Annotated in this window: 13 protein-coding genes; 6 read left to right on the top strand and 7 right to left on the bottom strand. The window is 61.5% G+C overall.

The genetic code is table 11. The features are described from left to right. Positions 1-20: 20 nt before the first annotated feature. From HMPREF2888_RS06855 to HMPREF2888_RS06835, 5 genes are all read right to left on the bottom strand, one after another. A complete protein-coding gene (locus HMPREF2888_RS06855) occupies positions 21-350 on the bottom strand; it encodes a type II toxin-antitoxin system HicB family antitoxin (protein ID WP_062037092.1) in 330 nt (109 codons plus the stop codon). A 135-nt stretch (positions 351-485) separates the two neighbouring features. Next, positions 486-788, bottom strand: a complete 303-nt coding sequence (locus HMPREF2888_RS06850) for a rhodanese-like domain-containing protein (RefSeq protein WP_070497955.1) — start codon at positions 786-788, stop codon at positions 486-488. Between the two features lie 36 nt (positions 789-824). Then, on the bottom strand, positions 825-2,831 hold the full coding sequence (locus tag HMPREF2888_RS06845; RefSeq protein WP_070518559.1) for a hypothetical protein: 2,007 nt from the start codon (positions 2,829-2,831) through the stop codon (positions 825-827). A 132-nt stretch (positions 2,832-2,963) separates the two neighbouring features. Further along, positions 2,964-3,620 (bottom strand): LuxR C-terminal-related transcriptional regulator, encoded by a 657-nt coding sequence (locus HMPREF2888_RS06840; RefSeq protein WP_070518558.1) that lies wholly within the window; start codon positions 3,618-3,620, stop codon positions 2,964-2,966. After that, positions 3,617-4,315, bottom strand: coding sequence for a sensor histidine kinase (locus HMPREF2888_RS06835; RefSeq protein ID WP_070518557.1), 699 nt, complete (start codon positions 4,313-4,315; stop codon positions 3,617-3,619). The genes HMPREF2888_RS06840 and HMPREF2888_RS06835 overlap by 4 nt, the downstream gene beginning before the upstream one ends. Positions 4,316-4,425: 110 nt before the next feature. Here HMPREF2888_RS06835 and HMPREF2888_RS06830 point away from each other — a divergent pair, with 110 nt between their 5' ends. From HMPREF2888_RS06830 to HMPREF2888_RS06820, 3 genes are read left to right on the top strand one after another with little or no spacing between them, the layout of a single operon-like run. Continuing rightward, positions 4,426-5,112, top strand: a complete 687-nt coding sequence (locus tag HMPREF2888_RS06830) for an ABC transporter ATP-binding protein (RefSeq protein ID WP_062037107.1) — start codon at positions 4,426-4,428, stop codon at positions 5,110-5,112. Next, positions 5,109-6,509, top strand: a complete 1,401-nt coding sequence (locus HMPREF2888_RS06825; protein ID WP_062037110.1) for an FtsX-like permease family protein — start codon at positions 5,109-5,111, stop codon at positions 6,507-6,509. Before HMPREF2888_RS06830 ends, HMPREF2888_RS06825 begins: the two co-directional genes overlap by 4 nt. Positions 6,510-6,558: 49 nt before the next feature. Beyond that, positions 6,559-7,437, top strand: a complete 879-nt coding sequence (locus HMPREF2888_RS06820) for a S41 family peptidase (protein WP_246815046.1) — start codon at positions 6,559-6,561, stop codon at positions 7,435-7,437. 15 nt (positions 7,438-7,452) lie between these two features. On the opposite strand, the gene HMPREF2888_RS13105 is transcribed toward HMPREF2888_RS06820, so the two are convergent. Together HMPREF2888_RS13105 and HMPREF2888_RS06810 are read right to left on the bottom strand one after the other, a co-directional pair. Next, complete coding sequence (locus HMPREF2888_RS13105) at positions 7,453-7,962, bottom strand: DUF559 domain-containing protein (protein WP_246815045.1); 510 nt, start codon at positions 7,960-7,962, stop codon at positions 7,453-7,455. Positions 7,963-8,479: 517 nt separating this feature from the next. Further along, positions 8,480-8,953: an inorganic diphosphatase gene (locus HMPREF2888_RS06810; RefSeq protein ID WP_062037114.1), complete on the bottom strand. Its 474-nt coding sequence runs from the start codon at positions 8,951-8,953 to the stop codon at positions 8,480-8,482. Between the two features lie 116 nt (positions 8,954-9,069). On the opposite strand from HMPREF2888_RS06810, the gene dacB reads away from it, so the two are divergent. Genes dacB through hpt form a run of 3 tightly spaced genes read left to right on the top strand, consistent with a single transcriptional unit; the run spans position 9,070 to position 11,941 of the window. Further along, positions 9,070-10,344 carry a D-alanyl-D-alanine carboxypeptidase/D-alanyl-D-alanine endopeptidase gene (dacB, locus tag HMPREF2888_RS06805; RefSeq protein ID WP_061924734.1) on the top strand — a complete coding sequence of 425 codons (1,275 nt, stop codon included), beginning with the start codon at positions 9,070-9,072 and terminating at the stop codon, positions 10,342-10,344. Then, positions 10,334-11,341, top strand: a complete 1,008-nt coding sequence (tilS, locus tag HMPREF2888_RS06800) for a tRNA lysidine(34) synthetase TilS (protein ID WP_062037121.1) — start codon at positions 10,334-10,336, stop codon at positions 11,339-11,341. Before dacB ends, tilS begins: the two co-directional genes overlap by 11 nt. Before the next feature lie 12 nt (positions 11,342-11,353). Beyond that, the gene (gene hpt / locus HMPREF2888_RS06795) at positions 11,354-11,941 is read left to right on the top strand and encodes a hypoxanthine phosphoribosyltransferase (protein WP_070518556.1); all 588 of its coding nucleotides are present in this window, start codon (positions 11,354-11,356) and stop codon (positions 11,939-11,941) included. Positions 11,942-11,962 lie beyond the last annotated feature (21 nt).

The following is an 11,962-nucleotide window of genomic DNA, read 5'->3' as shown; positions in this document are numbered from 1 at the left end:
TGGGTTATGGCCCATTAGTTTTACGCCGAGGCTAGCTTCTGAACAATGAGGGTGTTAAGGGATACGCCCTCTCGCTCCGCTTCAATGGTGAGGCTCCGGTGGAGCGATTGAGGGATGCGAAGGTTGAACTTTCCGGAAAAGCTGCGTTGGCCAAAAGGTTCTGGGGCTTGCTCATTGTTGCGTTGCATATCTTCTAGAGTTTCTTCGACGATGCTGCGCAGCTCGGACTCAGCGGTAGCTGCAGTGGAGTCGAGCCATGACAAGGAGGGGAACTCTAGGACTGTGGCAACGAATTCTCCATCCTCTTCGGACCACGCGGTTTGGTAGGTGTATTTGTCTGCGAGGTTCATGGTCTGCTCCTAGAAATAGAAGTCGCACTCAAGTTGCAGCTCAGAGAAGCGAACATTATTCCGAGAAGTCCGCATCTTGATGAGGATCTTTTCTATCTTTGAAACCACACAGTAGTGGTACCGTAAATGGTACCACTACTGTGTGGGGTAAACCATGGGACAACCTTGGGCCTTCCAACCATCCGTTCCGCCCTCGACGTTGATGACGTCCCAGCCCTTGGTGTGCTCCAAGTACTGGCATACCTGCATGCTGCGCCCGCCAAGGTGGCAGATGACGTAGACATCGCGGTCCGAGTCAATCTCGTCGAGGCGCTCGACAAGTTCGCCCATCGGAATGTGCGTGGCGCCTTGAGCATGCTCGGTGTTCCACTCGTGGTCCTCGCGGACGTCGATAAGCTGGGCGTTCTCAGGTACTTCCTGTGGCGTTACGTTTCTCATGCCCCATACCCTAGTCACGCGGAGGGCCTAGTGTTGCTACTCCACTCGTCGCGTCCATGGAAGAGCTTCAAACTCTGCGCGGTCTCCGTTCACAAACCGCTCAAGGAGGGACAAGGCTTCGTCGATGTCCTCAAGGAGCATCTGGAAGCTTTCCTCCTCACCGTTGTTGTGGCCCCATTCGACGAGGTAGCGCGCTGCTCCTGTTTCTGAGGGTTCCACGCGGTCGACCTGGCAGTAATCGCCCGGAACTATTCGGTCAAAGGCCGCTACCCACGCTCCCACTTCGGGGAAGCCGTCCTGGCGAACTGCTTCGAGAAGGTCATCGTTGAAAAGATATGCGGCCGAGCCGAAGACCGTGGCATTGACCATGAAGCGCTCTTCCTCAGGGATATCTGAGGACGACTTCTGATCTTGCCAATTCACTTTGTCCACCAATTGCGCTGGGGAGTAGGTGAATTCAACCATCACACCCAGAGCAAGGGGCAGTGGGGTAGAAGGGATTTCGTGTAGTTTCCCGTCGGGGGTGACAAGGTCAAGCGAAACGTTGTCGCCCGTGTAGGTGGTTGCCAAGGTATAACGCTCCTGGAAGTCCACCTGACTCCCGGATCGAACCTCAAGCTTCCATCCTGTGAAGAAGCGAAGCCCAGCTTCGAGTACGGAGGAGGATGTAGCCACCTCCCAAGTGTTCACATACAACTTATCCGCGAGTAGCTTCAACTGGCAGCTCTCAGCCCCTGGAAGCGGCTTGCCCGACGGGTTATACAGCGCCAGGGAATCATCGACAACAAGCGAAATGCCATAGTCCTGTGCCAGATGAGTTAGTCTCTCGATCGTGACCGTCCTGACGTCAGCAGGGATGAGCAGCCGAGTAAGTGCTTGGGCCTCTACCTGTTCCTCAGCGAGGAGGATTTCGCTTCCGAGCTTTGTGTTAATCCTCTCAATGTATTTCTGCATCCGAGGGCTGGGCTCGCCATTATGGTCAGCGCGGATGCGGTGCATCATGCATACTGATGCTTCAGTCCACTGTTCCTCGCGCTCTGGTAGCTCCATTGCTGTGACCGTGGTGTACGGCGCGGGATCCGAAGATGAAGAGTCCGGGAAGACCGTGGAAATCATCTCGCCGTTGCCGTCTAAATAGTGCTCCGCCACTGCGATGACTTCGTCTGCAATATCGAAGGTCTGCACATTGTCGGTGCCGAGGTTATCGTAAACCTTTGCGGTCCACTGTCCCTGTGCATTGCGGCCGTAGGCCAGGGAAAATGTTGGCCATTTGTGCAGGTGGACCATCACGCCTTCGGGGAGCTCCTTCACCGCGTCCAGCCGGCGCCAGGGTGTTTCGTGGCGGACTGAAGGATCCAGGATAGGTTTTGATGCGCGCTGAGAAAGCGGCTCCCATGCGAATTCTTCGATCAACGGGTTGCGATCACTGAAGGAAAGCAGAATTTCTCGTGCTTCTTCGTAAGTATCGACAGTGAGTGTGCGGAATACCGGTTCAGTGGCCTCTGGAGGGAGGCTGGACCATATCAGTTCGAACTGGCCGCTTGCGCGCACGTGCATGGACATTTCGAGGCCGTAGCTTCGTTCTTCCGAGCCATAGTTGATTACCTGAATCCACGTCTGTTCGGACACCGGCAGGCGGAGTGCGTCTTCAAAGGCGCGATCAAGCATAGGTCTGCTGACCTGTCGCCACATAGTTCCCATGCAGTTCCTGATGGAGGAAAGGCCATTGCTGCTCGTGGGGATTCCAGTCGCATTAAAGAGGATGTCTGTGGTTCCAATGAAGACCACCAAGCCGTGGTAATACGCCAACAAAGCTAGCTTTTCTTGGAGCTCTAAATTGCTGGAATCCATCGTGACCGTGACGGCCGAATGCGCGGGCACGTCCTGTTCGAAGAACTTGGAGAGTGCCGCCGATGCCTCTTCCATTTCTGGATCCGGCTTACGAAAGGAATCCAGCCCTTCCGTCTGTATTAACTCCAGAAAATAGTCATGGTCGGCAATCAATTCTTTCTTAAAGCGCACGATGTTGAGCTGCACATCCATTAAGCGGGGTCCTTCCGGGGTGGGTTGGGTAAGGGCACGAACAAGCTTATATGTCTTGCGTCACAGTTTCCTTGGGATCCTGTGGACGGTCTCTGTCAGGGTGCTCTTGTCGACGGTGGGCGGGCGCGGGCTTTAGCGGTGCGCTGAGAGGTACTCCAAGATTGCCTTGACGCGGCGGTTGTCTTCGCTGGGATCTAAACGCAGCTTGGTGAAGATATTGGAGACGTGCTTGGCCACCGCGGCGGAAGAAAGGACGAGCTCGGCGGCGATGTCCTTGTTGGACTTGCCGCGGGACATGAGTTCGAGCACCTCGAGCTCGCGCGGGGTGAGCTCACCCAAGCCGCTGCGTCCGGAGCTCATTAAAGCCTGAGCCACGGTGGGGTCGATGACGGTGCCGCCCTGGGCCACCACGTCCAGGCTGGAGAGGAAGTCCCGCACTTCGGAGACGCGGTCTTTCAGAAGGTAGCCGGTGCCGGCATCGGGGGAGTCGAAGAGCTCCACCGCGTATGCGGGGGCCACATATTGGGAGAGCACCATGACGGGCAGGCCCGGGTATGCGTTTCTTAAGTTCACGGCGGCTTTCAAGCCGTCGTCGCCCATGCCCGGCGGCATGCGCACGTCCGTGATGACGATGTCCGGAAGCTCATCGCGCAGCTTGTCCACCACCGCCTCAAGCGCCGGGGCGGAGTCCGCCTGGCCCACAATTAAATGCCCGCGGCGCTCCAACAGGCCGGCGAGGCCCTCGCGCAGAATGGCGGAGTCATCCGCCACGACGATTCTCAAACTCATTGGTGAACTCCTGACTGTCCGCGATCGAGAAGAAGGGGAATCGAGCACGCCAGCCTCGTCGGCCCGCCCGGGGGAGAGCTCAGCGTCATCTCTCCGCCGAAAGCGGCGAGGCGCTCGGCCATTCCCGCCAGGCCGTGCCCGGGGACGACCTGTGCGCCGCCGTGGCCCTCATCCACCACGGTGATGCGCAGCGAATCGTCCGAGGTCACCAGCACCGAGACTGGCGCGCCCGGCGCATGCTTGGCCGCATTCGTCAAAGCTTCCGTGCCGAAGAAATAGCCGCAGGCCAGCACGGAGGCGGAGAGCTCAGGCAGAGGATGCGGGGCGAAGACGCTGACGTGGGGGCCGTGGGAGGAGGCGGCGTCGGCAAGCGCGGCGACCAGGCCGTGATCCTGCAGCACCTGTGGGTGAATACCGTGCACCGTGGCGCGCAGAGAATTCAGGCCGCGGTCCACGTCCTGCTTAGCAGCGGTGAGGAGCTCGGTGAGGTCAGCGGGGGCGTTGAGAAGAGCCTCGCCCAACTTCATGCTCGCGGCCACGAGGTATTGCTGCGCGCCGTCGTGCAGGTCGCGCTCGATGCGGGCGCGCTCGACCTCGTAAGCGTCCGCGATGGCGCGGCGCGAGGCCGTGAGCTGCGCAATCTGCTGCGCCTGCTGCTGCTCGTGCGTGGTGGGTTGGGGCTTTTTACGGAACACGGTTCACAGCATAACGGGCGCCCCGAACTGCAGGGGTAGTGCTGGCACTACCTTAAAGAGCAACGCTAGGGCTGTTCTTTCCGCGGGCCCGGCACGGTGGAATGAGAGACATGGCAAAGACACTTTCCCTGACAGACATCACCAAGGATTTCGGCGGCGGCCCGGTGCTCGCTGGAATCTCCCTCGACATTGAACCGGGCGAGCTCGTGGCCGTCATGGGGCCGTCCGGCTCCGGCAAATCCACGCTGCTGCACTGCATGTCCGGCGTGCTGACGCCTACGCACGGCAGCGTGCGCTACGGCGACGAGGAGCTCTCCGCGCTTGGCGACGGCCCCCGCTCCCGCACCCGCCTGCGCAACTTCGGCTTCGTCTTCCAAGACGGCCAGCTGCTGCCGGAGCTGAGCAACGTGGACAACGTGGCGCTGCCCGCCATGCTCAACGGAGTATCGCGTGGGGCTGCCCGCAAGCGCGCGATGGAGCTTCTTGGTCAGCTTGGCCTTGGCGGTTTGGCGGATCGTCGCCCGGCGCAGGTCTCCGGTGGCCAGGCGCAGCGCGTGACCATCGCGCGTGCACTGGTGGCAAATCCGGGCATCGTCTTCGCCGACGAGCCCACCGGTGCGCTGGACCAGTCCACCGGCCACGAGGTGATGCAGATGCTCACGACCATCGTGCGCCAGTCGGGTGCCAGCCTGGTCATGGTCACGCATGACCCGAAGGTGGCCGATTGGATGCAGCGCCGCGTGGAGATTCGCGATGGCATCATTCACGACGACCGCCGCCTTGGGGTGATTCGATGAACACCGCGACCCTAGTTATGGACCTGCAGCGCGAATCTATTCGCGCGCGCTCAGGCACGGGAATCGTCTCGATGCTGGCGATTGTGAGCTTGACCATTGGCTCCGCCATCGCCTTCCTCGTTGCGGGTGGTACCTGGATGTTCTGGCAGCGCGCCCAGCACGTCGAGGATGCCGCCCCGGCACTCAAGGAGGCCTTCGGCAACGATATTACGGCCTGTTTTTATATCTGGTTCGCCCTAGCCCTTTTTGCCTGCGCGTTCATTCTTCCGGCGCTGTTTAACCTCACAGCCCAAGCAGCCGTCCTCGGTGCGTCCGGCAGGGAGCAGCGCCTGGCCACCCTGCGCCTGTTGGGGCTGAGCTCCCGGCAGGTGGAGCGCATGGCCATTGTGGAGACCGGCCTCCAGGCGGTGATCGGCATCGTGCTCGGTGGGCTGATCAGCCTGCTCGTCGCGCCGGTCTTCACCCAGCTGGATTTCCAGATGCGCCCCATCGCTCTGTCCGAGCTTCTCCTCCCGTGGTGGGGCTACCTCGCCGTGGCGGGTGTGCTTTTCCTGCTGGCCATCGGCGCCGCATTCGTCGGCATGCAGCGCGTGCGTGTGAGCCCGCTGGGCGTGGCCAAGCGTCAGATGCCCGCGGCTTACCGCTGGTGGCGCGCCATCGTCTTCCTCATCATCGTGGCGGCCGGTGGGGTTTTCCTCTTCGGCAAGGCGGGCCCGCCGACCGCCATGGTCATCGTGGTCATGTTCGGCATGCTGATGAGCATCAACCTCATCGCTCCCTTCATCCTGCAGCTCGGCGCGCACATCTTGTCCCTCTTCCCAGGCACCGCGCACTTCGTGGCCTGCCAGCGCGTGGCGGGCAATGCGCGCCCCGCCTGGCGGCGGAGTGCTGCCATCGGCTTCTTCGGTTACTTGGCGGGATTCCTCGTTGCCGCGCCCCTGGGCGCAGACGCTTTGGCCCTATCTCTGAAGGAAGACCCGGGGACGAACGTGGTGTTCAAGGACATCTCCACCGGTGTCTTGTTAACCCTCATCTTCGGCTTCACGCTGACCACCATGTCCATCATCCTGGGCCAGGTCTCCGGCATCTTCGAAGACAAGGAGCTCATCCGCTCCCTGGATCTCATGGGCGTGCCGCGCGGCTTCCAGTTCCGCTCCGGTGCCTGGACCGTCATGGGCCCGGTCGTGGGCTTGAGCTTCTTCGGCTTCCTCTTCGGCGGTGGCATCGCCTCGCTGATGTTCTTCTCCGGCCTCGATTCAAGCGACGTCGACGTGAGCGCTCGCCTGCTTATGGCCTTCGGCTTCCTGGCGGTGGGCTGGGTGGTCACGCTTCTTGCCATTGTCCTTGTTGAACCGTTGCGCGGCTACGTGCTGCGCACAGGAGGTCGAAAAGAATGAAAACTGTACTGAAACTTTTGGCGGACTCTTAGTCGTTGCCTTTATCGCGGTGCTCGCCGCCGTGTACTTCCTCGGCCCCTCCTATGGCGGGGCGCTCCTGGGCAAGCCCTATATTCTTTTCAACACCAGCGAAAAACGTATCAACACCGCGATGGTGGATACCGCAGCGTATACCGGAATCTATGGCGAGAGCGAAGAATTTCAGCGCGCCCGCGAGGCCTTCAAAGAGGACCCGACCAACGCGGAGCTCCTCGTTGCCGCCATCGATGCCGCCGGCGGCAAGCACTCCAAGGTCTTTAACACCGAGAAGGAAAAGGCCATCGACAACGCCGAGCCCTCGGTTTCCTTCGAGGACGGCATCCTGCGCGCCACCGTCCCGTCTATCGGCCGCCACGATGATGGCCAGGCCTATGCCGATACCTTGGCTCAAGGCCTGACTGCCCACCCGGAGGCCTGTACCGCCGTGGTGGATCTGCGTGGCAACGACGGCGGCGATATGGGCCCGATGTACGCGGGCTTAAGCCCCCTGCTGCCGGATGGCACCGCGCTCTCCTTCGTCAGCCGCATGGGCACATCTGACGTGGTCATCGACGGCAATTCCGTCACCGGCGGCGGCACGCCCACCACCACGTCGGGCGGCAAACTTGAGGTTCCCGTCGCCGTGATTACCGACGACGAAACCGCCTCCTCCGCCGAAGCCGCCCTCCTGGCCTTCCGCGGGCTGGACAACGTGCGCACCTTCGGCGAGCCGACCGCCGGCTACGCCTCCGCGAACGTGGTTCTGGATTACCCGGACGGCCGCTCGCTCATGCTCACCACGGCCAAGGACAAGGCGCGCACCGGCGAGGAATTCGCCGAGGACCCCATCGCCCCCGATGCCCCGGAATCCGAGCTCGATTCTTGGCTCGCTTCCCGCTGTGGCTCCTAAGCACGGTGCGGCTTCCTAGCCGCACCGCTCGCCTTCCCACCGCCAGTAGTGGTGCCACTTCCACGGCGGAGGAACGAACTCGCCCCGCCGTTTGATGACCGCGAGGACCTGGTGCACAGCGACGTCAAGGTGGTGCTCAATCGTGGCGGCGGTGAAGTGGAGGGGCAGGTAGCCGCGCTGGATGGCGTCGTTAAGCTTCTGGCGGTCGATTTCGAAGCGCTGCCGGTTCTCGCCTTTGTGATACGCATAGCCGTCCACCTCGATGGCAACCTTGTGTTCCTCTAGCATCAAGTCCCAGCGGTAGGGCCCAACCCGCACGTTGTTGCGGACTTTGACGTGGGGTTCAAGGCCCCGGGTGAGGTCGCGCTCCGGCTTGCTATCCGCCCCGACGATGGCCTTCTCCAACACCTCACGCGTGTGCTTGGGCAGGCGGCGAAAGTCCAGCTGCTCGGTCTCGATGCGCGAGCGCCCGTGTGGCCCAGCGAAGAAGGCCTCGATGAAGGCCACGCCATCCTCCTGCGCCATGGCCTCAATGCATTACAGCGGGCTGCACACGTTTACCCCGTTCATACTGCCCAGCGCCTTGGGCCGTGCCCGCCGGCTGCGGAAATACGTGCTTGATGCCATCGTTCCTGCACGCAGGAAGTGAAGCGGAAGTCAGTTCTTGGCCAAGATACTGCTGAGCGGCGGAATAGCCGTCTAAAGCTGAGTCCGGCCAGCGCCGCGAGACGACTTCAGCGAGCTCGCGCGGCGTTGGCACCGCAGATAAATACAGACCGCGGCAAATCTTGATTGCCTGCCCCTTAGCAGCGCGGCGAGTCCCCGCGCGTCCCTCGAAAATTTCCATGTGCCCCCGACGAGTACGTTTCTAACAAATAAGCCCCCAGAAACCGCTGTTTTCGGCCCCCTATTTGATCGAATCGTACGTCACGAACGAGGAGTTGTCGCGGTGACAAAGAAAAAGGACGTTTCGATCAACTAAGGCCTCTCAAACCCTCGGATTTTGAGCCCTATTTGATCGAAACGTCCCTAGAAACGTGAATTACTTGAAGCGAGCGATAGCCTCTTCGAGGATCTTCTCCGCCTCAGCCTTGTCGCCCCAGCCAGAGCCGGTAACTTCCTTGTTCGGCTCCAAGTCCTTGTAGTGGACGAAGAAGTGCTCGATCTCGTCCTTGATGGAATCCTCAACATCGTTGATGTCCTGGTAGCGCTCCCAGCGAGGATCATCGATGACGCAAAGCAGCTTGTCGTCGCCGCCGGCCTCGTCGGTCATCTTGAAGACGCCGAGGACGCGAGCCTCAACAACAACGCCCGGGAAAACTGGCTCCGGCAGGATAACGAGAGCGTCGAGCGGATCACCGTCCTCACCCAGGGTGTGGTCGATGAAACCGTAATCAGCCGGGTATGCCATCGGGGTGAACAGGTAGCGGTCGAGGTGAACCTTGCCGGTCTCGTGGTCAACCTCGTACTTGTTGCGGGAGCCCTTTGGGATCTCGATGGTTACTTCAACGCTCACTGCGTATTCCTCCATACAAATTGTGGGTACTGGGGGATTGCGGCCGAGAATATTCGGCATCATCAATCGCTGCCAATAGTCTACCGTGCCCCATTATCGCGCTAGGGTGAAAGGCGATGAAAGCGAAGCATATGTGGTGGACGGGCACGGCCGTGGTGATGGCCGCTGCCATTGCAGGCACGGCTGCACTTGGGGTAAACATCCAGAGCGCCTACAACAATTTGGACCACGGGTCCCCATATTCCCAGCCCACGCCGGCGACCCCTTTGCAGGTTGCCCAGCCCGGCGATGTGGATTTAGAAGCGCTGAAGGCCCGCCTTGATTCCCAGGCCAAGGACCCCGCGTTGGCGACGTTCGGCGCGCAGGTCATCGACACCACCAGCGATGAGGTGGTGTGGGAGCGCGACGCCCAGCGCCCGCTGACGCCGGCATCTTCCACCAAGGTGTTAACCCTTGCCGCAGCCACGTTGGCGCTCGGCGAGGACGAACGGATCACCACGCAGGTCCTGCAGGGCGAGCAGGAAGGCACGGTTGTGCTGCGCGCGGCTGGCGACGTCTGGATGACCTCCGAACAGCTCGATGACCTTGCCACCCAGGTGGGCAACGCTAAGCGCGTGGTGCTGGATACTTCCGCATGGGCAGGCCCGCAACAGGCACCGGGTTGGGACCCCGAGAATGTCGACGAGGGCTTCGTGGCGCCTATGCAGCCCGCGATGCTTTACGGCGGCCGCCTCGGCGCCACGACTGGCGACGTCCCGCGAAGCCACACCCCGGCCACGGATCTTGCGCATGCACTGGCAAAACGCTTAGGCACCGACAAAGTCGAGGAAGGCGATGCCCCGCAGGCCGGCGTCGTGCTCGGCGAGGTACACTCCGCGCCGCTGGCCGAACGCGCGCAGGAAGCCGCGAAGCATTCCGACAACGTCATGACCGAGGCCATTGCCCGCGAGCTGGCCACGGCCCGTGGAAAGGAAGCCAGCTTCCAAGGCGCTACCGAGGCCACCCGCGAGGTGCTCGAAGAAAACGACATCGATTTAAACGGCGTGAATATTAAGGACAACTCCGGGCTGTCCACTGAGAACCGCATCCCGGCGGCAGTGCTGACGCGCATCATGGACATCGCCGCTACAAACGACGCCCTGCGCCCCCTGCTGGGCTATCTTCCGCTGGCTGGCGGTGAGGGAACCTTGTACGAACGCTACGGCGATTCGCCTGCCCGCGGCTATGTTCGCGCCAAGACTGGCACGCTGACCGGCGTCTCTGCGCTGGCTGGTACCGCACAGGGCCAGTCCGGCCACGTCTATGCCTTCGCCTTTTTGGTCAACGATGGTGACATCTTGGCCGCCCGCAAGGCCCAAGACGCGCTGGCCAGCGTGCTGCATGAGTTCTAAATACGCGGCAAAGCCCTTCTGGCCGCGAGTTTCGCCAAACTTTCTGGCCTGCCGCCGCGCGGTGGTGGAGTGGGCGCAGGAGGCAAAGCCACAAGAGAGCATAGCCGTGGGGCTCTCTGGCGGCGCCGATTCTTTGGCACTGACCGCGGCCTTGGTGGCCGAGGGCTTCGAGGTACAAGCCCTGTGCGTCGATCATGGCCTGCAGCCGGGTTCTGCCGAGCAAGCCGGGAAGGCCGCCGGCCAAGCAGAAAGCTTGGGCGCGCGGGCAGAAGTACTGAAGGTGGAGGTTGCAGATCGAGGCTCCCTGGAGGCCGCCGCGAGACTAGCGCGCTACCAGGCTTTCGCCGGTGCGACGCGGCTGCCCGTGGCCGTGGCACATACCGCTGACGACCAAGCCGAGACCCTGCTGCTTGGCGCGCTGCGCGGCAAGGTCGCCGGCATGCTGCCTGCCGCCGAGATTGAGGGCGTGCGCGTGGTGCGCCCCCTGCTGCAGGTCCGCCGCGCGCAGACGCTTGCCGCCTGCGAAGAGCTGGGTCTTGCGGTTTGGCATGACCCGCAAAACCGCGATACCTCCTTCCGCCGCGTGGCGCTGCGCCGCGAGATCATCCCGCAGCTTTCCCAGCTGATCGGGGGAGACGCCGTGCCCGCACTCGCCCAGGCGGCGGGGGATGCCGCGCTTGACGACGCCGCGTTAAGTAACGCGGCGTTGAGTAAGGCGGCGTTAAGCAACGCGGCACCGGGAAGCGAAGGCCTCGACGCTGCGGAGTTGGCAGCTCTTAGCGAACCGGTGCGACGGCGTATCCTGGCTGCGTGGCTGCATGAGCAGGGGGCGGAAGTAACCCGTGAGGTGCTGCGCGGCGTCGGCAAGCTGTGCACCAACTGGCACGGACAGGGAGGCGTGGCCGTGGCGCCGAGCCTGAAAGAGCAAAAAATCATGGGGCAGAGGTTGGAAGTAAGAAGGGTTGGTGGCAAACTGGCACTATTGCCCGGTCACTAAAGGAGCGCAAGCGTGCACGACAAAAAAGATTTCAACGTCCCAGCAAATGCTTACGGCAAAGACGTCGAAGCCGTCCTCATTGGCGAGGAAGAGCTGCAAGCACGAATCCAGGAAATGGCGGATAACGTAGCCGCTAAATATAAGGACGCAGAGGAAGAAATCATCCTCGTTTGCGTGCTCAAGGGAGCCGTTTTCTTCATGACGGACTTCGCGCGCAAGCTGTCTATTCCTTCCCAGATGGAGTTCATGGCGGTTTCTTCCTACGGCAACGCCACCTCCTCTTCCGGCGTGGTCCGCATCTTGAAGGACCTTGACCGCAACATCGAGAGCCGCGACGTTCTCATCGTTGAGGACATCATCGACTCTGGCCTCACCCTGTCCTGGCTGATCCGTAACCTCAAGGGCCGCAACCCGCGCTCCCTCGAGGTGGTCACCTTGCTGCGTAAGCCGGAGGTCATTCGTGCCGAGATCGATCTGTTCGATGTTGGATTCGACATCCCGAACGAGTTCGTCATCGGCTACGGTCTCGACTACGCGGAGCGTTACCGCGACCTGCCTTACGTCGGCACCTTGCACCCAGACGTCTACACCAACAAATAGGGATTACTAGGTACAAATAGG

Source organism: Corynebacterium sp. HMSC077D03 (assembly GCF_001808545.1).
Lineage (GTDB): Bacteria > Actinomycetota > Actinomycetes > Mycobacteriales > Mycobacteriaceae > Corynebacterium > Corynebacterium simulans.
This window is presented reverse-complemented; position numbering and strand designations above follow the sequence as displayed.

Coding starts and splice junctions, on each gene's coding strand:
- HMPREF2888_RS06855 (WP_062037092.1), bottom strand. CDS start 350: ATGAACCTCGCAGACAAATACACCTACCAAACCGCGTGGTCCGAAGAG.
- HMPREF2888_RS06825 (WP_062037110.1), top strand. CDS start 5,109: ATGAACACCGCGACCCTAGTTATGGACCTGCAGCGCGAATCTATTCGC.
- HMPREF2888_RS06830 (WP_062037107.1), top strand. CDS start 4,426: ATGGCAAAGACACTTTCCCTGACAGACATCACCAAGGATTTCGGCGGC.
- dacB (WP_061924734.1), top strand. CDS start 9,070: ATGAAAGCGAAGCATATGTGGTGGACGGGCACGGCCGTGGTGATGGCC.
- HMPREF2888_RS13105 (WP_246815045.1), bottom strand. CDS start 7,962: ATGGCGCAGGAGGATGGCGTGGCCTTCATCGAGGCCTTCTTCGCTGGG.
- tilS (WP_062037121.1), top strand. CDS start 10,334: ATGAGTTCTAAATACGCGGCAAAGCCCTTCTGGCCGCGAGTTTCGCCA.
- HMPREF2888_RS06840 (WP_070518558.1), bottom strand. CDS start 3,620: ATGAGTTTGAGAATCGTCGTGGCGGATGACTCCGCCATTCTGCGCGAG.
- HMPREF2888_RS06845 (WP_070518559.1), bottom strand. CDS start 2,831: ATGGATGTGCAGCTCAACATCGTGCGCTTTAAGAAAGAATTGATTGCC.
- HMPREF2888_RS06850 (WP_070497955.1), bottom strand. CDS start 788: ATGAGAAACGTAACGCCACAGGAAGTACCTGAGAACGCCCAGCTTATC.